23 protein-coding genes are annotated in these 23,325 nt (G+C 67.7%); 4 read left to right on the top strand and 19 right to left on the bottom strand.

Annotated features, from left to right (window positions below; genetic code table 11):
- Nucleotides 1-36: 36 nt before the first annotated feature.
- The 13 genes from GCU42_RS09890 to poxB form a co-directional block, all read right to left on the bottom strand.
- Nucleotides 37-3,111: a TonB-dependent receptor gene (locus tag GCU42_RS09890; protein ID WP_168713116.1), complete on the bottom strand. Its 3,075-nt coding sequence runs from the start codon at nt 3,109-3,111 to the stop codon at nt 37-39.
- A gap of 201 nt (nt 3,112-3,312) precedes the next feature.
- Nucleotides 3,313-3,816 carry a translation initiation factor IF-3 gene (infC, locus tag GCU42_RS09895; protein ID WP_240309414.1) on the bottom strand — a complete coding sequence of 168 codons (504 nt, stop codon included), beginning with the start codon at nt 3,814-3,816 and terminating at the stop codon, nt 3,313-3,315.
- A gap of 230 nt (nt 3,817-4,046) precedes the next feature.
- On the bottom strand, nt 4,047-6,059 hold the full coding sequence (thrS, locus tag GCU42_RS09900; RefSeq protein WP_114227357.1) for a threonine--tRNA ligase: 2,013 nt from the start codon (nt 6,057-6,059) through the stop codon (nt 4,047-4,049).
- Between the two features lie 67 nt (nt 6,060-6,126).
- The gene (locus GCU42_RS09905) at nt 6,127-6,402 is read right to left on the bottom strand and encodes a hypothetical protein (RefSeq protein WP_114227358.1); all 276 of its coding nucleotides are present in this window, start codon (nt 6,400-6,402) and stop codon (nt 6,127-6,129) included.
- Nucleotides 6,403-6,442: 40 nt separating this feature from the next.
- A complete protein-coding gene (locus GCU42_RS09910; protein ID WP_114227359.1) occupies nt 6,443-6,802 on the bottom strand; it encodes a HesB/IscA family protein in 360 nt (119 codons plus the stop codon).
- A 104-nt stretch (nt 6,803-6,906) separates the two neighbouring features.
- Nucleotides 6,907-7,377: an SUF system Fe-S cluster assembly protein gene (locus tag GCU42_RS09915; RefSeq protein WP_114227360.1), complete on the bottom strand. Its 471-nt coding sequence runs from the start codon at nt 7,375-7,377 to the stop codon at nt 6,907-6,909.
- A complete protein-coding gene (locus GCU42_RS09920) occupies nt 7,374-8,564 on the bottom strand; it encodes a cysteine desulfurase (RefSeq protein WP_205214961.1) in 1,191 nt (396 codons plus the stop codon). The genes GCU42_RS09915 and GCU42_RS09920 overlap by 4 nt, the downstream gene beginning before the upstream one ends.
- A complete protein-coding gene (locus tag GCU42_RS09925) occupies nt 8,561-9,310 on the bottom strand; it encodes a SufD family Fe-S cluster assembly protein (protein WP_114227361.1) in 750 nt (249 codons plus the stop codon). Before GCU42_RS09925 ends, GCU42_RS09920 begins: the two co-directional genes overlap by 4 nt.
- Nucleotides 9,307-10,047: a Fe-S cluster assembly ATPase SufC gene (gene sufC, locus GCU42_RS09930; RefSeq protein ID WP_114227817.1), complete on the bottom strand. Its 741-nt coding sequence runs from the start codon at nt 10,045-10,047 to the stop codon at nt 9,307-9,309. Before sufC ends, GCU42_RS09925 begins: the two co-directional genes overlap by 4 nt.
- A gap of 2 nt (nt 10,048-10,049) precedes the next feature.
- Nucleotides 10,050-10,439 (bottom strand): hypothetical protein, encoded by a 390-nt coding sequence (locus GCU42_RS09935; protein WP_114227362.1) that lies wholly within the window; start codon nt 10,437-10,439, stop codon nt 10,050-10,052.
- 121 nt (nt 10,440-10,560) lie between these two features.
- The gene (sufB, locus tag GCU42_RS09940) at nt 10,561-12,042 is read right to left on the bottom strand and encodes a Fe-S cluster assembly protein SufB (protein ID WP_114227363.1); all 1,482 of its coding nucleotides are present in this window, start codon (nt 12,040-12,042) and stop codon (nt 10,561-10,563) included.
- Nucleotides 12,039-12,464, bottom strand: coding sequence for an SUF system Fe-S cluster assembly regulator (locus GCU42_RS09945; RefSeq protein ID WP_114227364.1), 426 nt, complete (start codon nt 12,462-12,464; stop codon nt 12,039-12,041). Before GCU42_RS09945 ends, sufB begins: the two co-directional genes overlap by 4 nt.
- Nucleotides 12,465-12,531: 67 nt before the next feature.
- On the bottom strand, nt 12,532-14,250 hold the full coding sequence (poxB, locus tag GCU42_RS09950) for a ubiquinone-dependent pyruvate dehydrogenase (protein ID WP_114227365.1): 1,719 nt from the start codon (nt 14,248-14,250) through the stop codon (nt 12,532-12,534).
- 123 nt (nt 14,251-14,373) lie between these two features.
- Here poxB and GCU42_RS09955 point away from each other — a divergent pair, with 123 nt between their 5' ends.
- From GCU42_RS09955 to GCU42_RS09965, 3 genes are read left to right on the top strand one after another with little or no spacing between them, the layout of a single operon-like run.
- Nucleotides 14,374-15,402 carry a quinone-dependent dihydroorotate dehydrogenase gene (locus GCU42_RS09955; protein ID WP_114227366.1) on the top strand — a complete coding sequence of 343 codons (1,029 nt, stop codon included), beginning with the start codon at nt 14,374-14,376 and terminating at the stop codon, nt 15,400-15,402.
- A gap of 10 nt (nt 15,403-15,412) precedes the next feature.
- Nucleotides 15,413-17,119: a gamma-glutamyltransferase gene (ggt, locus tag GCU42_RS09960; protein ID WP_114227367.1), complete on the top strand. Its 1,707-nt coding sequence runs from the start codon at nt 15,413-15,415 to the stop codon at nt 17,117-17,119.
- 10 nt (nt 17,120-17,129) lie between these two features.
- Complete coding sequence (locus tag GCU42_RS09965; RefSeq protein WP_114227368.1) at nt 17,130-18,908, top strand: AMP-dependent synthetase/ligase; 1,779 nt, start codon at nt 17,130-17,132, stop codon at nt 18,906-18,908.
- A gap of 4 nt (nt 18,909-18,912) precedes the next feature.
- Here the strand turns inward: GCU42_RS09965 and GCU42_RS09970 are convergent, their stop codons facing one another.
- The 3 genes from GCU42_RS09970 to GCU42_RS09980 all read right to left on the bottom strand — a co-directional run bounded on the left by GCU42_RS09970 (nt 18,913) and on the right by GCU42_RS09980 (nt 20,557).
- Nucleotides 18,913-19,335, bottom strand: a complete 423-nt coding sequence (locus tag GCU42_RS09970; RefSeq protein ID WP_114227369.1) for a hypothetical protein — start codon at nt 19,333-19,335, stop codon at nt 18,913-18,915.
- A gap of 71 nt (nt 19,336-19,406) precedes the next feature.
- Nucleotides 19,407-20,141 (bottom strand): hydroxyacylglutathione hydrolase, encoded by a 735-nt coding sequence (gene gloB / locus GCU42_RS09975; protein ID WP_114227370.1) that lies wholly within the window; start codon nt 20,139-20,141, stop codon nt 19,407-19,409.
- Nucleotides 20,141-20,557 (bottom strand): VOC family protein, encoded by a 417-nt coding sequence (locus tag GCU42_RS09980; RefSeq protein ID WP_114227371.1) that lies wholly within the window; start codon nt 20,555-20,557, stop codon nt 20,141-20,143. The genes gloB and GCU42_RS09980 overlap by 1 nt, the downstream gene beginning before the upstream one ends.
- 111 nt (nt 20,558-20,668) lie before the next feature.
- On the opposite strand from GCU42_RS09980, the gene GCU42_RS09985 reads away from it, so the two are divergent.
- A complete protein-coding gene (locus GCU42_RS09985) occupies nt 20,669-21,409 on the top strand; it encodes an SIMPL domain-containing protein (protein WP_114227372.1) in 741 nt (246 codons plus the stop codon).
- On the opposite strand, the gene GCU42_RS09990 is transcribed toward GCU42_RS09985, so the two are convergent.
- Genes GCU42_RS09990 through GCU42_RS10000 form a run of 3 tightly spaced genes read right to left on the bottom strand, consistent with a single transcriptional unit; the run spans nt 21,394 to nt 23,231 of the window.
- Complete coding sequence (locus tag GCU42_RS09990) at nt 21,394-22,110, bottom strand: tetratricopeptide repeat protein (protein WP_114227373.1); 717 nt, start codon at nt 22,108-22,110, stop codon at nt 21,394-21,396. The two genes, GCU42_RS09985 and GCU42_RS09990, sit on opposite strands and share 16 nt — an antisense overlap.
- On the bottom strand, nt 22,107-22,850 hold the full coding sequence (locus tag GCU42_RS09995; RefSeq protein ID WP_114227374.1) for an alpha/beta fold hydrolase: 744 nt from the start codon (nt 22,848-22,850) through the stop codon (nt 22,107-22,109). The genes GCU42_RS09990 and GCU42_RS09995 overlap by 4 nt, the downstream gene beginning before the upstream one ends.
- A gap of 48 nt (nt 22,851-22,898) precedes the next feature.
- Complete coding sequence (locus GCU42_RS10000; RefSeq protein ID WP_114227375.1) at nt 22,899-23,231, bottom strand: UrcA family protein; 333 nt, start codon at nt 23,229-23,231, stop codon at nt 22,899-22,901.
- Nucleotides 23,232-23,325 lie beyond the last annotated feature (94 nt).

Here is a 23,325-nt window from a genome sequence, read left to right on the forward strand (position 1 = left end):
AGGCCCTCTCCTCCTCCTGGAGCTGGTTGTCGCGACTTAGCCGCGCTCGGGCGCCGGCGGCGGCGGCGGGGGCGGGGGGGGCGGCGCCGGGCAGGCGTCGGTCGCCAGGATCACCGATCCGTCGGGGCAAGTCTGGGTCGCGGGCGGCGGCGGGGGCGGCGGCGGCGCGGGCTCGGCCACCGGGATCGGGGCCGCGTGCGGCGCCGGCGACCACTTGAACCGCACGGTCAGGCCGTAGGTCCGCGGTTCGGCAAGGAAGGCGCCGTAGAGCTGCGTCGCCCGGTTCGGCAGCGGCGAGCAATAGCCGGCCTGCGCTCCGCGGATGGTGCAGCTGCCCTGCAGCGTCGCGTCGAAAGCGACCTGCTTGTAATTCTCCTTGAACAGATTCTGCGCCCACAGCTCGACCGCCCAGGCCTGGTTCGGACCGCGGATGCCGATGCGGGCATTCACCTGCGTGTAGGGCTTCTGCAGCTTCTCGAGATCGAGGTCCGAGCCGGTGTTGAAGGCCGTCTGATGACGGGCATCGACGTAGAACAGTGCGCGGATGCCGCTGTCGGTGATGCGCGGAGTGTAGGAGAGGCTGCTGCTCACCGTCCACAGCGAGCTGTTGGAAAGGCGCTGGCCCGGCAGCTGGAACAACGCTGCCGACAACGGCCGGCCGTCGGCGCCGACCAGGTTGGCGCGATACTTGGTCTGGGCGTAGGTCGCGCCGAAGTTGAAGTTCACGTCGGGCACCGGGCGGGTGAACGACTCGAACTCGAGACCGCGGCTGCGCAGACCCGACCTGATCCCCGCGGTGCAGGCGCCGGTCGGCGTCTGCTGGGCATTGTCGGTGTCAGCGCCGTTCAGGCTCTGGCTGCAGCTGTTGATGTTCTCGACGAAGAAATTGACGCCGTTGTAGGTGTTCAGCTGGAAGTCGCGGAACTGCTCGTTGAACAGGGCGACGTTGATGTCGACCTTGCGGCCGTTGAACTTGGCGCCCAGTTCGACGGCGTCGTTAATTTCCGGCTTGAAGCGCAGCTGCGACATGCTGCTGAGCCCGGTCCGGCCATAAGTGCCGGTGGCGCAGCCGGTCGGCGCGGTCCCGGTGAACGGGCAGACCGCGCCCGCGATCGGAACGCCGGCGCTGTTGAGGAAGACGTAGCGCGAGAAGGCCGAGCGATCGAGGTTGTAGCCGCCCGCCTTGTAGCCGCGCGAGTAGCTCAGGTAGGTGAGCAGGCTCTCGGTCGGCTTGTAGCTCAACACCGCGGTGCCCGAGAACTTCTTCTCCACCTGAGAGTCGCTGCCGACGTAGGATCCGCCCGGCAGGCTCGGGATGACGCACGGCAGCTGCTCGAGCGAGCCCAAGGCCGGCTGCGAGTAGAAGGCGCACAGGTTGGTGGCGAGGCCGGTGCCGGCATCGCGCAGGTTCACGTCGAGGGTCTTCTTCTCCCGCGTGTACCGCAGCCCCGCGGTGAGCTTGAGGCCCGGCGCGATGGTGAAGATGTTGTGCGTGAAGATCGCGAAGTTGTTGCTGGTCTGGTTGTAAAGGTCGTCGATGGCGACGCCCGAGAAGGTCCGACCTGGGAAGCCCGAGGCCTGGGCAAGGTTGGTGAAGCCCGAGTTGGTGAAGGTCGGCGAGGCGAATACGCCCAACCGCGCGAAGGCCGACAGCGCCGTGGCGCTGGTGCCGACGGCCGGCAGCAGCGCCGTCGCGATCGCCGGGTTGAAGCAGGTCGCGTTGCTCGGCTGCACCAGCGCCGACTGGCCGGTCACCTGCGCGAAGTTGAGCGCGACGAGGCAGTTGGCGTAGCGCGAATAGTCGGCGCCGTAGGCGAGGTTGTCGCGGACCTGCAGCTTCTCGTTGGCGTAATAGCCGCCAACCAGCCAGTCCAACCGGTCATTCCAGGTCGAACCCTGGAGGCGGAGCTCCTGGCTGAAGGTCTTGAACTTGTTGTACGAGCCGCCGTCGCTCGCCCGGTAGATGAGGTCGAGATTGTTGAAGTCGGCGTCCTGCCCGCGAACATAATTGTTGTAGCGGTACGCGGTGATCGAGGTCAGCTCGGCACCGCCGAGCTTCCATACGGCCTCACCCGAAATGCCGTAATCCTTGACGTTCGAGACATAGTCCCGGCCCGGCGTGATCGCGACCTGGCGCGCGTAGGGATTGTCGAGGATGATCCCGCCCAGCCCGCGCTCGATGCCGGCGATGGTCGAGGGCTGCGAGGAGAAGGTCCCGTTGGTGTAGACGCTGTCGCTGGCCGGCAGGAACACCGCGCCGCAGCACTCTTCCTTGCGCTTCGAATAGTCGCCGATCAGGCGGAAGCTGAAATCTTCGTTGGGCTTGTAGAGCGCCTGGGCGCGCAGCAGGTAACGATCGCGGTTGTTAATCCGGCGGTCGGAGACGACGTCGTGAAGGAAGCCGTCACGCTTCATGTAGACGCCGTCGAGGCGCACGGCGAGCGAGTCGGACAGGGGCGCGTTGACCCCGCCCTCGACCCGGCGGAGGCTGTAGTTGCCGAGCGTCACTTCGCCATAGACCGACGGGGCGAAGGTCGGCTTGGCGGTGATGATGCTGATCAGGCCCGCCGAGGTGTTGCGGCCGAACAGCGTGCCCTGCGGCCCGCGCAGGACTTCGATGCGATCGATCGGCCCCAGTTCGGTCAGGCCGGTGCCGGTGCGCGAGCGGTAGACGCCGTCGATGAACACGCCGACCGAGCTTTCGAGGCCGGGGTTGTCGCCGACCGTACCAATGCCGCGGATACGGGCCACCGCCGCGCCCGCTTCGGACGAAGTCGAGGACACCAGCAGCGAGGGGGAAACCTGGTTGAGCTGGCGGATGTCGTTGGCGCCGGTGTTCTGCAGCTGTGCCGCGGTGACCGCGCTGACCGCCAGCGGAATGTCCGACAGCGCCTCGTTACGGCGGGTCGCGGTGACCACGATGTCGCCGGTGTTGACGTCGACGTTGGGATCCTGGGTCTTGGGCGGAGCCTGGGTGTTCGATACCGCGGCGGCGCTGGTCGTCGCGCCTTCGGTCGGGGTCGCGCCCTGCGGATTGGTGGTCTCCTGGGCGAACACCGGGGTCGCCAGGGCCACCAGGCCACTCGACAACAGCCACATCGACTTGCGCATCGGAAAACTCCCCCTGTGAATCAGTCAGTCGCAAGGAGAGCTAGTGCAGTGGCGAACGGGTGAAAAGCGAGGCAGCAAAGTTGCGATTAGCAATCGGTGACACCTGTCACTTGGCAGCAACATGACGCAGCGCAGCAAAGACGTAATCTTTGCTGCGCTGCAATATCGTTCAACAATCTTCGAAAGGAGGGTGAGGCAACGTTACTTGGGCGAAAGCACCATCAGCATTTGCCGGCCTTCCATGCGCGGGTGTGCCTCAACCTTGGCGATTTCGCCGGTTTCGGCGGCGACGCGCTGGAGCACCGCCATTCCGAGCTGGCCGTGCGCCATTTCGCGACCGCGAAAACGCATGGTGACCTTGACCTTGTCGCCCTCGCCCAAAAACTCGACGACCTTCTTCATCTTGGTGTCATAGTCGTGGTCGTCGATGTTCGGACGCATCTTGATCTCCTTGATCTCCTGCGTCTTCTGCTTCTTGCGCTGCTCGTTGGCCTTTTTCTGCGCTTCATATTTGAAGCGGCCGATATCGAGGAACTTGGCGACGGGCGGATCGGCGTTGGGGCTGATCTCGACCAGGTCGAGGCCCACGCTCACCGCCTGCTCATAGGCTTCGCGCGTATACATCACGCCCAAATTCTCGCCATTCTCATCGATCACCCGGACCTTGGGCGACTGGATGAATTCATTGTAGCGAGGGCCGGTCATCGTCGGCGGCGCCATCGAACGGCGCGGATAGGGCGGGGGTATAGCGCAATCTCCTGATGCGGTTGTGTGGTTGCTCGCGAGCTAGGCTTTCAGGCGAGCGATGGGAAGAGGGCGAACCCCCGAAAGGCGCAGAATATCCACAGCCTGTGGCGGACACGCGCCATGCGGACGCGCTGGTTCGCTAGTCATAAGATGGGGCGGCAGCGGGGCGACCGCAAGGCCGCCCCGGATCACGCATGCAAGTCGGGCGGGGTCGCCTCCGCCGTAAAGGCCGCGATGGCCTCGCCCAGCGGCATGACCTTCTGATGATCGTCCGAACCCAGCCGGCGCACCGCGACGGTCCCTTCCTCGGCCTCGCGCTTGCCGACGACCAAAAGCAACGGGACCTTCGCCAGGCTGTGCTCGCGCACCTTGTAGTTGATCTTCTCGTTGCGAAGATCGGCTTCGGCGCGGAGCCCCGCGGCGGTCAGCTTCGCCGCCACTTCGGCCGCATAGCCGTCGGCGTCGGAGACGATCGTCGCCACCACCGCCTGAGTCGGCGCGAGCCACAGCGGGAACTTGCCTGCAAAATGCTCGATCAAGATGCCGATGAACCGTTCGTACGACCCGAAGATCGCGCGGTGTAGCATGACCGGCCGATGGCGCTCGCCATCCTCGCCGACGTAGCTCGCGTCGAGCCGTTCAGGCAGCACGCGGTCCGACTGGATGGTGCCGACCTGCCAGGTCCGCCCGATCGCGTCGGTCAGGTGCCACTCGAGCTTGGGCGCGTAGAAGGCGCCCTCGCCCGGCAGCTCTTCCCAGCCATATTCTTCGGTCGCGAGGCCCGCCGCGACCACCGCGTCGCGCAGCTCGTTCTCGGCCTTGTCCCAGTCGGCGTCGCTGCCGAAGCGCTTGTCGGGGCGCAGCGCCAGCTTGATCGAATATTTGAAGCCGAAGTCACGGTAGATGCGGTCGGCGAGGCGGCAGAACGCCTGCACCTCGTCGACGATCTGGTCCTCGCGGCAGAAGATGTGCGCGTCGTCCTGGGTGAACTGGCGCACCCGCATCAGTCCGTGTAGCGCGCCGTGCGGCTCGTTGCGGTGGCAACAGCCGTTCTCGTACAGCCGCAACGGCAGGTCGCGATACGACTTGATGCCCTGGCGGAAGATCAGCACGTGCGCCGGGCAGTTCATCGGCTTCAGCGCCATCAACTGCGCGTCGCCACTGATCACCGGTCCCTCGTCCTCGGTGTTGGGCACCTCGTCGGGGATGACGAACATGTTCTCGCGATACTTGCCCCAGTGGCCGCTCTGCTCCCACTGACGCGCGTCCATGATCTGCGGGGTCTTCACTTCCTGATAGCCCGCGGCATCGATCGCCCGGCGCATGTAGGCCTCGAGCTGGCGCCAGACGACGAAGCCCTGCGGATGCCAGAAGATCGACCCGTGCGCTTCTTCCTGGAGGTGGAACAGGTCCATCTCCTTTCCGAGCTTGCGATGGTCGCGCTTGCCGGCTTCCTCGAGCCGGTGGAGATGCTCGGCGAGCTGCTTCTTGTTCAGCCAGGCCGTCCCGTAGATGCGGCTGAGCATCGGGTTCTTGGGATCGCCGCGCCAGTAAGCGCCCGACACCCGCGTCAGCTTGAATGCCTGCGGGTCGAGCTTGCCGGTCGAGGCGAGGTGCGGCCCGCGGCACAGGTCCATCCACGCCGCCTTGCCCTTGCCCGAACGATACATGGTGATCGGCTCGCCCTCAGGCAGCTCCATCACCCACTCGGCCTTGAAGCTCTCGCCCGTGCGGGCAAAGAAGTCGCGCACGTCCTCGCGCTGCCACACTTCGCGGATCAGCGGTTCATCGCGGGCGATGACGTCGCGCATCGCCTGCTCGATGGCCGGCAGATCTTCCTCGGTGAAGGGCCCGCGGCCAGGGGCCGGCGCGAAGTCGTAGTAGAAGCCGTCGTCGGTCGCCGGGCCGAAAGTGATCTGCGTCCCCGGGAAGAGGATCTGCACCGCCTCGGCCAGCACGTGCGCATAATCGTGACGGACCAGCTCGAGTGCGTCCTTCTCATCGCGCGAGGTGATCAGCGCGAGGTCGGTGTCGCCCTCGAACGGGCGCATGATGTCGCGCACCTCGCCGTTGACGCGCGCCGCCAGCGCCGCCTTGGCCAACCCCGGCCCGATCGCCGCCGCCACGTCGGCCGGCGTCGAACCCTCGGGCATCTCCCGGACCGAGCCGTCCGGCAGCGAAATCTTGAACATCTTGGACATGGCGCTGCATGTAGCGAGTGCAGCGCAGCATGTGCACCCCCCCTCGCGCATCGAACAGCAGTGGCGGTTAGCGGCCGAACTGATGCCGGGTCAGCGTGAGCGGTGCGGGGCAGCCGCCGACCCGCCGGTCGACCGCGGCGAAGGCGCTCGCCGACGGCAGCTTGTTCAACCGCTTGAGCTGGGGCTTGTCGGCCTGCTTGCGGGCAAGCGACATCGGCGTCTCGGGGCAGCCTTTGCTCGCCGCATAGGGATTGCTGACCGGCATGGACGCCGTGCGGTTGACCGGCACCGGCGGCGCGGCGGCGGCCAGCAAGGTGGCCATGAGAGACAGGAAGATGCGCATGACTCGCCTCCTCTAAGGCGCCGTCATAGCACGATAAGCCTCAGACCATGAAGCTTTCGCCGCACCCGCACATGCCCTTGGCATTGGGGTTCTCGAACACGAAGCCGGCGGTGAAATCGTCCTCGCGCCAGTCCATCGTCGAGCCGATCAGGTAGAGCACGGAGGCGCCGTCGACATAGAAGGTGCCGCCGGGCGTCTCGATCTTCTCGTCGAAGCCCTGCTCCTCGGTCACATAATCGACCGAGTAGGCCAGCCCCGAACAGCCGCGCTTGGGGGTCGACAGCTTGACCCCGATCGCGCCCTCGGGCGCCTTACCCATCAGCTCGGCGATCCGCGCTTCGGCGGCAGGGGTCAGCGTGATCGCGGCCGGACGGGCGCGGCGGGTGGTCTGAACGTTCATTACGACACTCCACTCCGCTCACCCTGAGTAGCGCCGTAGGCGCGTATCGAAGGGCCGTGCTTCGATATGCCGCTTGCGCGGCTACTCAGCATGAGCGGTTTCACTTAAAGCATTCCCAGTTCGAGCCGAGCCTCGTCGCTCATCTTGCTCGGGTCCCACGGCGGATCCCAGACGAGCTTCACCTCGGCATCGCGCACACCCGGTACCGACAGCACTCGCAACTCGACTTCGCCCGGCATCGATTCGGCGACCGGGCAGTGCGGCGTGGTCAGCGTCATGGTGACGACCGCGTCGCCATCCTCACTCACCGCGACGTCGTAGATCAACCCCAACTCATAGATGTCGACCGGGATTTCGGGGTCGTAAATGGTCTTGAGCGCCTCGACGATCGCCGCCTGCACTGCCCCGCCGCTCCCATGCACGGGCGCCTCGGCCGGCTGCTCGGCAAGGAAACCGGCGAGATAGTCGCGCTTGCGCTCGAAGGTTTCGGCGGGGCTCTCCACCTCGACCCGCGCCTTGGGCGGCGACGGCACCTCGCTCACTTCCTCGATCTCGATTTTCCGCTCCTCGTTCATCCGAAGATCCGCTTCACTTTGTTCAGTCCCTCGATCAGCGCGTCGACGTCGCTCGCATCCGAATAAGCGCCGAAGCTCGCCCGGGCGGTGGCGGGGACGCCGAGCCAGTCCATCAGCGGCTGCGCGCAATGGTGCCCGGCGCGGATCGCCACGCCCGCATCATCCAAGATGGTGCCGACGTCGTGCGGATGCACCCCCGCGACATTGAATGAGACGATGCCGGCGCTCTCCTCGGGCCCGTAGAGCGTGACGAAGCCAAGTTCGCGCAACCGGGCGCGCGTCTCGGCGACCAGCGCCGTCTCGTGCGCATGAATACGTTCGACCCCGACGCCCTCGACCCAGTCGATCGCGGCCGCGAGGCCGATCCCGCCGACGATGTGCGGAGTCCCCGCCTCGAACCGCTGCGGGGGCGGCATAAAGGTGGTGCGCTCGAAGGTCACCCGGTCGATCATCGCACCGCCGCCCTGATAGGGTGGCATCGCCTCGAGTAACGCCTGCCGTCCCCACAGCACCCCGATGCCGGTCGGACCGTAAAGCTTGTGCCCCGAATAGGTGTAGAAATCCGCCCCGATCGCCGCGACGTCGACCGGCAGCCGCGGCGCGGCCTGGCAGCCGTCGAGCAGCAGCAGCGCGCCCTTCGAGTGCGCGATCTCCGCCGCGCGCCGCGCATCGAGGATCGAGCCGAGGACGTTCGAGACATGCGCCAGGCTGACCACCCGGTGCTGCTCGCTGACCATAGCCGCGGCGGCGTCGAGGTCGATCCGGCCGTCCGCCGTGAGCGGCACGACGTCGATCGCGTAGCCGGCCAGCTGCCAGGGCACGATGTTGCTGTGATGCTCGAGCGCGCTCAGAAGCACCCGGTCGCGGCCGTCCCTGGGCAGCACCGACGCCACCAGGTTGATCGCCTCGGTCGCGCCGCGGGTGAAGACGATCTCCTCGGCCGCCCCGCCGATATATTCCGCCGTCCGCGCCCGCGCCGCTTCATAAGCGAGTGTCATGTCGGCCGACCGCTGGTAGACCCCGCGATGCACCGAGGCGTAATCCTGCGCATAAGCCCGCGTGATGGCGTCGATCACCGCCTGCGGCTTCTGCGCGGACACCGCGCTGTCGAGATAATGCCAGCCCGCGATCGCCGGAAACTGGTCGCGGACGTCGAGTTCGGTGCGGATCGGCGACTGGACGTTCACGCCGCCACCTGTCGCAGCAAGGCGCGCGTCGCCTCGATCAGCTCCTCGCGTCGATCCTCCGGCGCTTCGTCCCACAATTGCAGCACGAACCCTTCGAGCAGCAGTGCCTTGGCCTCGGCCGGCGGCAGTCCGCGCGAGAAGGCATAAAAGAGCTGGTTGGGATCGAGCTCGCCGACGCTGGCGCCGTGCGCGCACTTGACGTCGTCAGCGTAGATCTCGAGCTCAGGCTTGCAGTTGGCGGTCGCCCCGCTGTCTAGCAGCATCGCCTTGACCGACTGCTCGCCATCGACATGTTGCGCATGGCGTGCCACCGCCACCTTGCCGAGATAGCTGCCGGTTGCCTTGCCCCCCAGCACGCTGCGCACCGTCTGGCGCGAGGTGCCCTTGGGCTCGGTGTGGCTGACGACGGTGACGATCTCCTGCGTCGCCGTGCCGCCGCCGATATTGGCGGCGCTCAGCTCGAAATGTGCGCCCTCCCGCACTTCGACGTCCATCTCGATCCGGCCGTAGTCGGCGGCCCCGTTGAGCACGAACAGGTCGAGCCGCGCCCCGGCCTCGATCACCAGCCTGGCGCGATGCACCTCGACCGGTTCACAGTTCGCCAGCAGCACATGCGTATGCGTTTCGCCCGCCGGGACGACGACCTCGCGCGCTTCCGCCAGCTCGCCCCAGACGCGCTTCAGTGCATCGAGGTCGGCGTAGCGATACGCCTCGTCCTTACGAGTGGGGAGATCGAGCACGGTCATGCGACTTCCGCATAGCCTCCGCGCTCGAGCTCGTGGGCAAGCTCGGGGCCGCCCGAGCGGACGATCCGCCCAGCGCTGAGCACGTGCACCTTGTCGGGCTGCACCACGTCGAGCAGCCGCTGATAATGGGTGATCAGCAGCACGCCGCGATCGGGGGCGCGCATGATGCGGTTGATGCCCGCGCCGACCACGCGCAGCGCGTCGATGTCGAGCCCGCTGTCGGTCTCGTCGAGCACCGCGAACCGTGGCCGCATGATCCCCATCTGGACCATCTCGGCGCGCTTCTTCTCGCCGCCCGAGAAACCGACGTTGACTGGCCGCTTGAGCATCTCGACGTCCATGCCGAGCTCGGCCGCCTCGGCCCGCGCCAACCGGATGAACTCCGCGCCCGACAGGTCCGCTTCGCCGCGCGCACGGCGCTGGGCGTTGAGGCTTTCGCGGATGAACTGCATCGACGAGACGCCCGGGATTTCGACCGGATATTGGAAGCCGAGGAACAGCCCCGCCGCCGCCCGCTCGTGCGGCTCCATCGCCAGCAGGTCCTGCCCGTCGAACTGCACCGACCCGCCGGTCACCTCGTAACCCGGGCGTCCGCCGAGGACATAAGCCAGCGTCGACTTGCCCGCGCCATTGGGGCCCATGATCGCATGCACCTCGCCCGCCGGGACGGACAGGGTCAGCCCCTTGAGGATCGGCTTGTCCGCGACGGTCGCGTGGAGGTCGGTGATCTGGAGCATGGTCACTTGCGGCGTTCTTCTTCGGCTAGGCAGTGGGAAAGGTAGGTGCGGCGGAGCGCGTCGATCGTGTCCTGCCGCATGCTTTCGAGCAGGCGTTTGTCGTTGAGCGCGCGCTGGCGGTCGTCGATCGCCGCGTCGGTCAGGTCGAGCTTCTTCTTTTCGGCGGCCGGGGTCGGCGTCGCCGCCTCGCGCAGTAGACGACGCTGATCCGACAGCGCCAGCCGGTCGGCCACGATCTGCTCTTGCTCGCGATAGGCGTCGATCATGAACTGGCTGCGGCGGTCGGGCTCGGCGCTGAACACCGGGTTGAGCGCGGCGCGGTTGCACTGGGCGACGCTCTGGCTGAGGCCGTCGAGTTCGGCCGAGGCGGCGGCCATGGTGAGGAGAAACATCACGCCTCTTCCTCTCGCACCGATGCGTCATCCTGAACTTGTTTCAGGATCCATGCCGCCGCCCACGGCGTGGATAAAAAAATGGATGCTGAAACGAGTTCAGCATGACGGGACGGAGTCATCACCCGACACTCCCCTCAAGGCTAATCCCCAGCAGCTTCTGCGCCTCGACCGCGAACTCCATCGGCAGCTGCTTGAGCACCTCGCGCGCGAAGCCGTTGACGATCAGCGCAACCGCCGCTTCCTGATCGAGCCCGCGGGCCATCGCGTAGAACAACTGGTCCTCGCTGATCTTCGACGTCGTCGCCTCATGCTCGATCGTCGCGGTCGGGTTCTTGACCTCGATGTAGGGCACGGTGTGTGCGCCGCACTGGTCGCCGAGCAGCAGGCTGTCGCACTGGGTGAAGTTGCGGACGTTCTCGGCGCCCGGGAGCACCCGCACCAAGCCGCGATAGGTGTTGTCGCTGCGCCCCGCGCTGATGCCCTTGGAGACGATCGTCGATCGCGTGTTCGCCCCGATGTGCACCATCTTGGTGCCGGTGTCGGCCTGCTGGCGGTTGTTGGTCAGCGCGACCGAATAGAACTCGCCGACGCTCCCGTCGCCCTTCAGGATGCAGCTCGGATATTTCCAGGTGATCGCGCTGCCGGTTTCGACCTGGGTCCAGCTGACCTTGGAGCGCGCGCCACTGCATAGCGCCCGCTTGGTGACGAAGTTGAAGATGCCGCCGCGGCCTTCCGCATCGCCCGGATACCAGTTCTGGACGGTGGAGTATTTCACCTCCGCGTCCTCGTGGGCGAAGATCTCGACCACCGCGGCGTGAAGCTGATTCTCGTCGCGCATCGGCGCGGTGCAGCCCTCGAGGTAGGAGACGTAGCTGCCTTTGTCGGCGACGATCAGCGTCCGTTCGAATTGGCCGGTATTCTCGGCATTGATGCGGAAATAGGTCGACAGCTCCATCGGGCAGCGGACGCCCTCAGGAATGTAGACGAAGGTGCCGTCGGAGAAGACCGCGCTGTTGAGGCAGGCGAAGTAATTGTCGCGCTGCGGCACGACCGAGCCGAGATATTTCCGGACGAGGTCGGGAAATTCCTTCACCGCCTCGCTGATCGAGCGGAAGATGACGCCGGCCTTGTCGAGCTCGTCGCGGAAGGTGGTCGCGACCGAGACGCTGTCGAACACCGCGTCGACCGCCACCTTGCGCGCGCCCTCGACCCCGGCGAGCACCTTCTGCTCCTCGATTGGGATACCGAGCTTTTCGTAAGTCCGGCGGATCTCGGGATCGAGCTCGTCCAATGACGCGATCGTCGGCCGCTGCTTGGGCTCGGCGTAATAATAAGCGTCCTGGTAATCGATCTTGGGGATGTCGAGCTTGGCCCAGTCGACCTCCTCCATCTCGAGCCAGGCGCGATAGGCCTTGAGCCGCCATTCGAGCAGCCACTCGGGCTCACCCTTCTTGGCGCTGACGTAGCGGACCGTATCTTCGTTGAGACCCTTTGGGGCGAAGTCGGACTCGATGTCGCTGGTGAAGCCCCACTCGTAGGTGGCGAGCTTCTCGGCGGCTTCGTGCGCTTCGCGGTTCTTAAACTGGACGTCGTCGGTCATGCAATTTCCAGGTGACGCTCATGCGCCAATTGTTCGAGGGTGACGCCCGCCAGCGCGCCGCGCACGGCCTTGCTGACGACGCTCATGTGCGGCTTGACCTTGCAATGCGCGTCGAGCGCGCAGTCGCTGCTTTCGTCCGAGCCGCTGCACTGGGTCATGGCGATCGGCCCTTCGACCGCCTCGATGATGTCGGCGAGCGTCACCGCCGCCGCGTCGCGCGCCAGCACGAAGCCGCCGCCGACACCGCGGACGCTGTCGAACAGCCCGGCGCCGGCCAGCTTGCCCATCAATTTCTGCGCGGTCGGCAGCGGCACCCCAGTTGCGTCCGCCAGCGTTGACGCACTGAGCCGCGCGCCCGCGGGGGAACGGGCGGCGGCGGTCATGATCACGACCGCATAATCGGCGAGATGGGTCAGGCGCATATTAAATGTGGAGCTTTCCGGTCCGATTTAGGCCGGAACGCCTCAAGTTACAACCACGGCCGCCCCGTCAGCGCAGCAGGTTGCTCTTGGCGAGGTCGACGATCTCGGTGCCTTTGCCGTTCATCACCGCCCGGGCGACATAGAGGCTGAAGCCCTTCATCTGCTCGAGCGTGACCTTGGGCGGCAGCGACAATTCCTGCCGGTTGACCACGACGTCGAGCAGCGCCGGGCCGGGGTGAGCGAGCACCTCGGCGACCGCATCGGGCAGCTTGTCGGCCTCGACCACCCGCACCCCATGCACCCCGACCGCGCGCGCCATCGCCGCGAAATCGGGATTGTCGAGGGATACCCCGGTTTCGATCAGTCCCGCACTCTTCATCTCAAGCTCGACAAAGCCGAGCGTGCCGTTGTTGAAGACCACGGTCTTCAAAGGCAGCCGCTGCTGATTCAGCGTCAGGAAGTCGCCCATCAGCATCGCGAACCCGCCGTCGCCCGACAGCGAGATGACCTGCCGCCCGGGAAAGGCCGACTGCGCCCCGATGCCCTGGGTCATCGCATTGGCCATCGAGCCGTGGACCCACGAGCCGATCAGCCGCCGCCGCCCGTTCATCTTGAGATAGCGGGCCGCCCAGATGGTCGGGGTGCCGACGTCGGCCGTGAAGATCGCGTCGTCCGCCGCCGCGTCGTTGAGCACTCTGGCGAGATATTGCGGGTGAATTGCGCCGCTGCCCGGCACCGCCAGCTCGTCGAGGTCCTCGCGCGCCTTGCGATAGTGGGCGAGGCTTTCCTTGAGATGCGCGCGGTCGCCCTTTGGCTCGAGCCGGGGCAGCAGCGCCTCGATCGTCGCAGCGACGTCGCCGACCAGACCGAGGTCGAGCTTGCAGCGGCGGCCGAGATGCTCGGGCCTGAGGTCGACCTGCGCGATCCGCGCCTCGGGCGGATAGAATTGGCGATAGGGAAAGTCGGTGCCGAGCATCAGCAGCGTCTCGGCCTTCATCATCGCGCGGTAACCCGAAGCGAAGCCGATGAGGCCGGTCATGCCGACGTCGAAGGGGTTGTCATATTCGACGAACTCCTTGCCGCCGAGCGCGTGCACGATTGGCGCCCCGAGCGCGTCGGCGAGCTGGAGCAAGGGGCCGTGCGCGCCCGCGCAGCCACGGCCGCACAGCAGGGTCACCCGCCGCGAGCCATTGAGCAGCGCGGCAAGCGCATCAAGTTCCGCTTCCGCCGGTCGCACCACCGGCGCCGCGGGTAGCAGACCGCTGCGCGGCGCGGGGGCGCGCTTGCCCGCCTCCATCAGCGCGACGTTGCCGGGAATGATCAGCACCGCCACGCCTCGCTGGCCGACCGCGGCGCGGATCGCCTGCTCGAGCAGGCGGGGCATCTGCTCGGGGCTGGAGACCGTTTCGCAGAAATGGCTGCAGTCGGCGAACAGCTTCTCGGGCTTGGTCTCCTGGAAATAGCCGCTGCCGAGTTCGGCGCTGGGGATTTGCGCGGCGATCGCCAGCACGGGGGTGCGGGTGCGGTGGCAGTCGTAAAGCCCGTTGATGAGGTGGAGATTGCCGGGTCCGCACGAACCCGCGCAAACCGCCAGCTCACCTGTCAGCTGCGATTCGGCCCCGGCGGCGAAGGCGCCCGCTTCCTCGTGGCGCATATGCACCCAGTCGATCACCCCGCGACTGCGAATCGCCTCGGTGATGCCGTTCAGGCTGTCGCCGACCACGCCGTAAATGCGCTTTACCCCGACTTCCTGCAGCGTTTCGACGATCTGGTCGGCGATGTTCATGGGGGCAGTTCCTCGCGCTCTCGCCCGCCCAACGCGCGGCGCTGCCGACGGTCGCACTGCCAAACATTAACCCCATGCCAGGCTTGACCCGGCATCCGCCTTCTTCTCTTTGCCGACAGCAGCATGTCCCTCTTCTCGCTCGCCCGCCCGTTGCTCTTCCGCCTCGACCCCGAGCGCGCCCACGGGCTGACCATTGCCGGCCTCAAAACACTTCCCGGCGGCGCTCCTCGCTTCGACCCGCGCCTCGCCAGCACCGTCGCCGGACTTACTTTCCCCTCACCGATCGGACTCGCTGCCGGGTTCGACAAGCATGCCGAGGTATCCGTTCCGCTGCTGCGTTTGGGGTTCGGCTTCGTCGAAGTCGGCACGATCACCCCGCGTCCACAGCCGGGCAATCCGGCTCCCCGCCTGTTCCGGCTCGCCGAGGACCGCGCGGTGATCAATCGCTTCGGCTTCAACAGTCACGGCCAGGCCGACGCGCTGCCCCGCCTCCGCAATCGCAAGCGGACGGGCATCGTCGGGGTCAACCTCGGCGCCAACAAGGACAGCCCCGACCGTATCGCCGACTATGCGACAGGCGTGCGGCGGATGGCGCCGGTGGCCGATTATCTGACGATCAACATCAGCTCGCCCAACACGCCGGGCCTCCGCCAGCTGCAGGACGAGGGCGCCTTGCGCGAGCTGCTCGCCGCCGTCCGCGACGCGCGTCGGCTTGGCGGTCCACCGATCTTCCTCAAGGTCGCGCCCGATCTCGGCGAGGGCGAGCCCAAGCAGATCGTCCGCGCGGCGATCGACCATGGCATCGACGCGCTGATCGTCAGCAACACCACGGTCAGCCGCCCGCCGCTCCGCTCGCCCCATGCCAAGGAGGCTGGCGGCCTGTCGGGCGCGCCGTTGAAGGCGCTGGCGCTCGACGCGCTGCGCCGCTTTCGCGCCGAGACCGGCGGCGGTCTACCGCTGGTCGGGGTCGGCGGGATCGGCTCGGCCGACGACGCGTGGGAGCGGATCCGCGCCGGGGCCAGCCTCGTCCAGCTCTATTCGGCGCTGGTCTACGAAGGCCCGGGCCTCGCGCGCCGCATCGCGCGCGGTCTCCTCGATCACCTCGACCGCGCCGGTTTCGCCGACATTGCCGAGGCGGTCGGCAGCGAGTAGCCCTTCGCTCATGCGTCTCACTTTCCTGCTCAGCGCCGCGCTCGGGCTCGCCGGCTGCGCCACTCTTCCGCAACAGACCGCCACCACCAACCCGGCGCCCGCGACCGGAAGCCGCGGGATGGTCAGCGCCGCCGATCCTCGCGCGGCCGAGGCGGGGGCCGAAATGCTTCGGCAAGGCGGCAGCGCGGCCGACGCGGCGCTCGCCACGATGATCGCCCTGACCGTGGTCGAGCCGCAGTCGAGCGGCATCGGCGGCGGCAGCTTCCTGGTCTATGACGATGGCCACGACGGGCCGCAGAGCTACGACAGCCGCGAGGCAGCGCCCGCCGCCGCGACCCCGACCTGGTTCTTCCAGAACGGCCAGGCGCTGCCGATCGAGCAGGCGATCCCCGGCGGCCGTAGCGTCGGCGTGCCCGGCAATCTGCGCCAGATCGCGTTGGTCCACCGCGACCATGGCAAGCTCGCCTGGGCCCAATTGTTCGCGCCGGCAATCCGCCTCGCTCGCGACGGTTTTGTCATCACCCCGCGGCTGGAGGAGATGCTGCGCAACTTCCCGACCACCGGGGCTTTCTCGCGCGCCGGTCGCGCATTGTTCTTTACCGCCGACGGCAGTCCCAAACCTGTCGGCACGTTGGTCCGTAATCCCGCGCTCGCCGCCTTCCTCGAGCGGCTGGCAGCCCAAGGCCCCGACGCCTTTTATCGCGGCGACAATGCCGCGCAGATTGTCGCCGCAGTCACCACCGCCCCACGAAATCCAGCGCCGATGGCCGCGAGCGACCTCGCCGCCTACCAGGCCAAGTCGCGGCCGCCAGTGTGCGGCACCTACCGGGTCTACCGCATCTGCGGCATGGGTCCGCCTTCGTCGGGCGCGACCACCGTCTTCGCCACCTTGAAGATGCTCGAGCGGTTCGACCTCTCGGCGCTTGGACCCGACAGCCCGACCGCCTGGCACCTGATCGCCGAGTCGATGCGCCTCGCCTACGCCGACCGCGACAAATATCTCGCCGACAGCGACTTCATCGCGGTGCCGGTCGCCGGGCTGGTCGACTCCGGCTACCTCGCCCGCCGCTCGGCCCTGATCGCGCCCGACCGCACCATGGCGACCGTTGCCGCCGGCTTGCCCGCGGGCGCGGTCGCGGTGTCGGTCCCCCGGCCCCAGGTCGAATATGGCACCTCGCACATGGTCGCCGTCGACCGCCGCGGCGAGGTCGCCACCGTCACCTCGACGATCGAAAGTCCCTTCGGCTCGGGGCTGGTGGTCAACGGTTATTACCTCAATAACGAACTGACCGACTTCAACCTGACCCCGACCTTGAACGGCCTCGACACCGCGAACCGGGTGCAGGGCGGCAAGCGGCCGCGCAGTTCGATGAGCCCGACCATCGTCTATGGCCCCGACGGCCGTCCCCGGCTCGCGGTCGGCGCGGCGGGCGGGGCGACGATTCCCGCGCAGGTCCTGAAGGCGATCATCGCCGTGCTCGACTGGAAGATGAGCGCGCAGGCGGCGATCGCCCTGCCGGTCCTGTTCGCCCCCGGCGACACCGTGTTCGTCGAGAAGGGCACCAGCCTCGAGGCGATGGCGCCGCAGCTCGAAGCGCTCGGCCACAAGGTCGCCGTCCGCCCGCCGAGCTTCAAGGCGAACGCGATCGAGTGGGTGAACGGCCGGCTGGTCGGCGCCGCCGACCCGCGCAGCGAAGGCGTCGCGGTCGGCGAATAAGGGACATCTCATGGTCAAGCGCACCCAGCTCGAAACCTTTCCCAACCTCGTCGCCATGTTCCTCGACCGCGTGGCCGAGAAGGGCGACGCGCCCTTCCTGTGGGCCAAGCATGACGGCGGTTGGCGGCCGGTCAGCTACAGAGAGGCCGCGCGCCAGGTCGCGGCGCTGTCGACGGGTCTGCTCAAGCTCGGCCTCAAGCCCGGCGATCGGGTCATGCTGGTCAGCGAGAACAGGCCCGAATGGCTGATCGCCGACCTCGCGATCATGGCCGCGGGCTGCGTGACGGTGCCGACCTACACCACCAACACGACCCGCGATCACACCCACATCCTCGGAAATTCGGGCGCGCGAGCGGTGATCGTCTCCTCGCAGAAGCTCGCCAAGACGCTGATCCCTGCGGTGCTCTTTTCGTCGGACTGCAACGACGTGATCGGGATCGACGACATCCGCACCGGTCAGGCAGTCGAGGGCGCACGCTTCCACCAGTGGAGCGAACTGACCCGCGATAGCGGCGACGTCGAGGCGGTGCGCGAGCGGATCGCGAACGTCGGCCGCGACGACCTCGCCTGCCTCATCTACACCAGCGGCACCGGCGGCGCCCCGCGCGGGGTGCGCCAGCACCATGGCGCGATCCTTCACAATTGCGCGGCCTGCGTCGACGTCATCGCCAACGACTTCGGCTGGGACGACGAGGTGTTCCTCTCCTTCCTCCCCGCCAGCCACGCTTATGAGCACACCGGCGGGCAGCACTTCCCGATCGCGCTCGGCGGGCAGATCTACTACGCCGAAAGCCTCGAAAAACTCGCCGCCAACATCGAGGAAGTGCGCCCGACCATCATGGTCGTCGTGCCCCGGCTGTTCGAGATGCTGCGCCAGCGACTGCTGAAGACGGTCGAGAAATCGGGCAATTTTTCGCAACTGCTGCTCCGCCGCGCGCTCGAGATCGGCGGCGACCGCTACAGCACCGGCAAGGTCTCGCTCGCCGACCGGCCGATGGAGCTGTTCCTCAGGCTGACGCTCAAGCGCAAGGTCGCGGCCAAGTTCGGCGGGCGGATCAAGGCGATGGTCTCGGGTGGCGCGCCGCTCAATCCCGAGGTCGGCGTCTTCTTCCATTCACTCGGGCTGACCATGCTCCAGGGCTATGGCCAGACCGAGGCGGCGCCGGTGATCAGCTGCAACCGGCCCAAGGCCGGCATCCGCCTCGACACGGTCGGCCCGCCGCTGCTCAACACCGAGGTCGGCTTCGCCGAGGATGGCGAAATACTCGTCCGTGGCGAGCTGGTCATGCACGGCTATTGGAACAACCCGGAGGAGACCGCGCGAGTCCTTCAAAACGGCTGGCTCCACACCGGCGACATCGGCCACCTCGACGACCATGGCCGGATCGTCATCACCGACCGCAAGAAGGACCTGATCGTCAACGACAAGGGCGACAATGTCGCGCCCCAGCGGGTCGAGGGAATGCTGACGCTCCAGCCCGAAATCGCGCAGGCGATGGTCGCCGGCGACCGCCGCCCGCACCTCGTCGGCCTGCTCGTCCCCGAGCCCGAGGTCTTGGCCAAGTACAAGGGCAACGAGGCAGGGCTGAAGGCCGCGCTGCAGAAGGCGGTCGACCGGGTCAATGCCGACTTGAGCGTGGTCGAGAAGGTCCGCCGCTTCGTCGTCGCCGACGACGCCTTCACCGTCGACAATGAGATGCTCACCCCGTCGATGAAGATCCGCCGCCACGTGATCCGCGCGCACTATGGCGAGCGGCTCGACGCGCTCTACGGCGGGAAAGCGGGCTAGCGCGTCAGCGCGGTCGCGGCGCCTCGAAGGGGACGAAGTCGCCGAACGTGCAGCCGCCGGCCACCATCCCGCTGGCGGTGTCGACGACCTGGACGATCTGCCCGCGGCAAAGGCCTTCGCCGCCGAACTGCTTGGTGACCATCGCATAGCCGGGTCGGCCAAGGTTGCTGCAGCCGCCCGGAATCTCGGTCCGCCATACGCGCCGGCCGTCGCGGAACAACACGGTGTGCTCGTCGATCACCACCATGTCGTTGGCACGGTAATTGGGCAGACAGCTTTGCGGCGGCCCGGCAACCTTGCCCGCGAGATAGCGGTCGAGTTCCTGGAGCGCCTGCGGGCTACGCGGCTGGGGTGCCTCATTGTAGGCGCAGGCGCCGACCAGCGCGGCAGTGAGCGCGGACAGGGTGAGGATGGCGGTGCGGCGCATGGCGGCCTCCAGGGCATGGTTGGCGAGTCTAGTATTGTGGACAACGCACGCCGAGGCTGCGCGGCTCCGGCTTAACGGAAGCTGTCTTTGCCGGCGCGCAAGGCGGCGAATTCGGCGGCATCGGCGGCGCGCAGGAAAGGATTGGACGCGCGCTCCTCGGCGATGGTGGTGGGCAGCGTGATTTCGCCGGCCGCGCGCAAGCATTCGACTTCCGCCAATCGCCGCACGATCGCCGCATCGCCCGGAAAGGCATGCGCGGCGAAGCGGTAGTTGGACAGCGTATATTCGTGCGCGGCGTAAACCACCGTCTCCGGCGGCAAGGCGGCCAGCCGCTGGAGCGATGCGAACATCTGCTCGGGCGTCCCCTCGAACAAGCGCCCACAGCCGCCTGCGAACAAGGTGTCGCCGGTGAAGGCGAGGCCCGCCTCGGGGAAGACGAAGGCGATATGACCCAGCGTATGTCCCGGGACTTCCCACACCTCGGCCGTCCAAGGGCCGACGCTCACCCGATCACCCTCGGCCAGCCCGTGGTCGAGGCCGACGAACTTGTCGCGCTCCGCCTCCGGTCCCCACACGCCGGCCCCGGTCGCCGCGACTACAGCGCCGATGCCGGCGGTATGATCAGGATGCCAGTGGGTGATCAGCACCTGGTCGATCCGCCAGCCTCGCGCCTCAGCCGCCGCCAGCGCCGCTGCCCCGTCGCCCGGATCAATGCAGGCGGTGTGGCCGCTGGCGGGATCGTGGAGCAGCCAGATGTAATTGTCGCTCAGCGCCGGGACCGCGACGACCTCAGGTCGGCTCGCCATCACCACTCGCCGCTATTGGGCATCGACACCCACGGCTCGGCCGGCGCCTGCGCCCCGCCCTTGTTCAAGAGCTCGATCGAGATGTTGTCGGGGGTGCGGACGAACGCCATCCGGCCGTCGCGCGGCGGGCGATTGATCGTCACCCCGGCGTCCATCAGCCGCTGGCAGGTCGCGTAGATGTCGTCGACCGAATAAGCGAGGTGGCCGAAGTTGCGGCCACCGCCATATTCCTCCGGGTCCCAATTGTGGGTCAGCTCGACCTCGCCGCCCTCGTCGCCGGGAACGCCGAGGAAGATGAGCGTGAACCGTCCCGCCTCATTTTCCATCCGCCGCCGCTCCTCGAGCCCGAGCAGTTGAAAAAATGCCACAGTGGCGTCCGGATCGGTGACCCGGATCATGGTGTGGAGAAATCGCATGGAACTGGACTCCGTTCATCGCTATTATTGCACGGTTCGTCGACGACCGTGACCGGCGCTTGTGTCCGGTGGCCGTCCTTTAAGTGACGACGAACCGAGAGACTTCAAGTCATGCTGCACCTCGGAACGGACCGCGTCGTGCTCGGCGCGGTGGCTATCTTCGCATTGGGTCTCACCACCAGCGGCTACGCCCTCGGCGATGGCCTCCGCCGCTCGAAAATGGCCGAGCACCGCTCGGTCACCGTGCGCGGCGTGTCGCAGCGCAACGTCACCGCTGACCTCGCCACCTGGACGATCGACTTCTCGCACCAGGGCAGCGATTTCGCCGCGGTCCAGCAGTCGGTCGACGCCCAGGCTCGCGCGGCACGCGCCTTCTTCGCCAAGGCCGGCTTCCGCCCCGACGATGTCACTGACACCGACGTCTCGTTCAGCCGCGACCGCGCCAAGGACAAGGACGGCCAGCCGGTCGGCCCGCCGATCCTGACCGTCCGCCGATCGCTACAGCTCCGGACCACCGACGTGATGCGCGCCCGCGCCGCCAAGAGCCGCGAGGCCGACCTGTTGCGCGACGGGATCGAACTGTCGGGCAGCAACGCCAGCTACACCTTCACCGGATTGAATGCGCTCAAGCCCGCGATGATCGGGGAAGCGAACAAGAACGCCCGCGACATGGCCGAGCAGTTCGCCCGCGACAGCGGCGCGGTAGTCGGCAAGATCAAGACCGCCAGCCAGGGCTATTTCTCAGTCACCGCTCGTGACGGCGACGACTGCGACGACTGCTCCTCGGCCGCCGGCGGCTCACCCTTCCAGAAGGTGCGGGTCGTGACGACGATCGACTACGATCTCGGCTGAGGCTTGCGCGGGGCCGGCGTCGGCCGGGTGACCGCCGGCGCCTTGCCTGTTGCCGCCGCCGGCGCGGCATCCAACTGCGCGAGCTTGGCCTGCGCCTCCTTGGCGAAGGCGTCGCTGCCCGCCGCCGCCGCGCGGTAACGCTCGCGTGCCTGCGCCCGGTCGTTGCCGAGCAGCGCGAGGTCGCCCGCTTGCACCAGCGTCGCCGGGTCGCCCGGCAGCAGCGCCAGCGCGCGGGCGTTGGCGGTGCGCGCGAGGTCGAGCTTGCCTTCCTCGATCGCTACGGCCGCCGAGAAATACCAGTAGAAGGGGTCGCTCGCCGCAGTCGCCTGCGCTTCGCCGAGCTTGGCGCGGGCGAGCGCGAAATCCTTTTGCTCGAAGGCGACCCGGGCGCGATCGATCAGCGCCTCGCCGCGCTGGAGCCCCGTCAGCCCAGTTCCGGCCAGCGCGCCGTCGAGCGCGACCGCCGCCTTGCCGCCATTGCCGGCCGCCAGCCACATGTTGCCCGCCGCCGCCAGCGCACGGTCGCGGTCGGCGCCCACAGCTCGGCTTGCCGCGGTCTCGAACTCGCCGGCGGCCTCGGCAAAGCGACCGGCATTGCCGGCGGCGACCGCGCGGCAGGCGGCGCCGGGCGTCCCGGCCGCGCAATTGGGCACGGGCGCGGCGTGGGCGAGGGCAGCAGCGGCGAACAGGGCGATGATCATGCGGCAAGCTCCACCAGGTCGGCCGCCGCGCGCTCGATGGTCTTGAGCTCGCTCGGCGTCGACAGTCGATGGCCGCCGCCCTTGACCAGCCACAACTGAACCTCGGGCGAACGAAGCGCGCTCACCAGCCGCAGCGCCACCTCGAGCGGCACCTCGCCGTCGGCGTCGCCGTGGACCAGCCGGACTGGGCAATGGAGCGCGATGTCGTTCCCGAGCAACAGGCGCTGTCCCGATTCCCAAAAACTGCGCGTGGTCAATTCGGCGTTGCCGCCATAGGGGTTCGGGCGTTCGAGCCGTCCAGCAGCGAGCAAAGTCGCGCGGTCGCGCTCGTCATAGCCCCAGTCGGTGAAGTCTGGCGCGGCGGCGATGCCGAGCACCCCGCGCACCCGGTCGGGCCGGCGCAACGCGGCGAGCAGCGCCAGCCAGCCGCCCATCGACGAGCCGGCGAGGACCAGCGGTCCCGCCGCGACCTCGTCGATGATGGCCAGCACGTCCTCGAGCCAGCGTTCGAGCGTGCCGTCGGCGAAGTCGCCCGGACTTTCGCCGGTGCCGCTGTAATCGAAGCGGACGAAACCGAGGTCGCGCTCACCCGCCCAGGTTTCGAGCGCCTGCGCCTTCGCGCCCATCATGTCCGACGCATAGCCGGGCAGGAAGACGAGGGTCAGCGGCCCGGCGGCCGCGCTCGCGCGATAGGCGAGGCGGCGACCGTCGGCGAGGTCGAGGAAATCTGGGTCGGTCATACGCGGCGGCATAGCGCAACCGCCGCGGTGATGGCCAACGCAGACGCTTTAGCGGGCAGCGACCCGCGCGGCGGTCGTGCGCTGCGCCTGCGCCCGGTCCCATGCCTTGGCGAAGCTGTCGGCCCGGCACTGCCGGACCCAGCGGCGGCCGGCGGGATCGGCCGAGCTGGCGTCGCCGCAGACGTCGGCGGCGGCGCGCTCGAGGCGCTGCTTGAGGCGAGCCTGCCCGCTCGCCGAGCCGAGGTCGAGGTCGGCGGTCGGCACCGCGGCGACCGCGACCGGGCCGGGCATGGCGGCCGAAGCAGGGGCGGCGAGGGTCAAAGCGGAAGCGGCGCCGACCATGCTGACGAACGCGGCGGCGATAGCGGAACGGGTGGTCATTTCATGTCTCCCTGTCACGAACAGGGCGCCCATATGAGCCACGATGACGCATTGCGGGAGCAACAATGTTGCACCGCCGTTCTGCAAAAACGCA

The sequence above is a fragment of the Sphingomonas ginsengisoli An et al. 2013 genome, assembly GCF_009363895.1.
Classification (GTDB): Bacteria; Pseudomonadota; Alphaproteobacteria; order Sphingomonadales; family Sphingomonadaceae; genus Sphingomicrobium; species Sphingomicrobium ginsengisoli.

Excerpts from the sequence above, each read along its gene's own strand:
- GCU42_RS09890 (WP_168713116.1), bottom strand. The coding sequence starts at position 3,111 with ATGCGCAAGTCGATGTGGCTGTTGTCGAGTGGCCTGGTGGCCCTGGCG.
- infC (WP_240309414.1), bottom strand. The coding sequence starts at position 3,816 with ATGACCGGCCCTCGCTACAATGAATTCATCCAGTCGCCCAAGGTCCGG.
- thrS (WP_114227357.1), bottom strand. The coding sequence starts at position 6,059 with ATGTCCAAGATGTTCAAGATTTCGCTGCCGGACGGCTCGGTCCGGGAG.
- GCU42_RS09905 (WP_114227358.1), bottom strand. The coding sequence starts at position 6,402 with ATGCGCATCTTCCTGTCTCTCATGGCCACCTTGCTGGCCGCCGCCGCG.
- GCU42_RS09910 (WP_114227359.1), bottom strand. The coding sequence starts at position 6,802 with ATGAACGTTCAGACCACCCGCCGCGCCCGTCCGGCCGCGATCACGCTG.
- GCU42_RS09915 (WP_114227360.1), bottom strand. The coding sequence starts at position 7,377 with ATGAACGAGGAGCGGAAAATCGAGATCGAGGAAGTGAGCGAGGTGCCG.
- GCU42_RS09925 (WP_114227361.1), bottom strand. The coding sequence starts at position 9,310 with ATGACCGTGCTCGATCTCCCCACTCGTAAGGACGAGGCGTATCGCTAC.
- sufC (WP_114227817.1), bottom strand. The coding sequence starts at position 10,047 with ATGCTCCAGATCACCGACCTCCACGCGACCGTCGCGGACAAGCCGATC.
- GCU42_RS09935 (WP_114227362.1), bottom strand. The coding sequence starts at position 10,439 with ATGTTTCTCCTCACCATGGCCGCCGCCTCGGCCGAACTCGACGGCCTC.
- sufB (WP_114227363.1), bottom strand. The coding sequence starts at position 12,042 with ATGACCGACGACGTCCAGTTTAAGAACCGCGAAGCGCACGAAGCCGCC.
- GCU42_RS09945 (WP_114227364.1), bottom strand. The coding sequence starts at position 12,464 with ATGCGCCTGACCCATCTCGCCGATTATGCGGTCGTGATCATGACCGCC.
- poxB (WP_114227365.1), bottom strand. The coding sequence starts at position 14,250 with ATGAACATCGCCGACCAGATCGTCGAAACGCTGCAGGAAGTCGGGGTA.
- GCU42_RS09955 (WP_114227366.1), top strand. The coding sequence starts at position 14,374 with ATGTCCCTCTTCTCGCTCGCCCGCCCGTTGCTCTTCCGCCTCGACCCC.
- ggt (WP_114227367.1), top strand. The coding sequence starts at position 15,413 with ATGCGTCTCACTTTCCTGCTCAGCGCCGCGCTCGGGCTCGCCGGCTGC.
- GCU42_RS09965 (WP_114227368.1), top strand. The coding sequence starts at position 17,130 with ATGGTCAAGCGCACCCAGCTCGAAACCTTTCCCAACCTCGTCGCCATG.
- GCU42_RS09970 (WP_114227369.1), bottom strand. The coding sequence starts at position 19,335 with ATGCGCCGCACCGCCATCCTCACCCTGTCCGCGCTCACTGCCGCGCTG.
- gloB (WP_114227370.1), bottom strand. The coding sequence starts at position 20,141 with ATGGCGAGCCGACCTGAGGTCGTCGCGGTCCCGGCGCTGAGCGACAAT.
- GCU42_RS09980 (WP_114227371.1), bottom strand. The coding sequence starts at position 20,557 with ATGCGATTTCTCCACACCATGATCCGGGTCACCGATCCGGACGCCACT.
- GCU42_RS09985 (WP_114227372.1), top strand. The coding sequence starts at position 20,669 with ATGCTGCACCTCGGAACGGACCGCGTCGTGCTCGGCGCGGTGGCTATC.
- GCU42_RS09990 (WP_114227373.1), bottom strand. The coding sequence starts at position 22,110 with ATGATCATCGCCCTGTTCGCCGCTGCTGCCCTCGCCCACGCCGCGCCC.
- GCU42_RS09995 (WP_114227374.1), bottom strand. The coding sequence starts at position 22,850 with ATGACCGACCCAGATTTCCTCGACCTCGCCGACGGTCGCCGCCTCGCC.
- GCU42_RS10000 (WP_114227375.1), bottom strand. The coding sequence starts at position 23,231 with ATGACCACCCGTTCCGCTATCGCCGCCGCGTTCGTCAGCATGGTCGGC.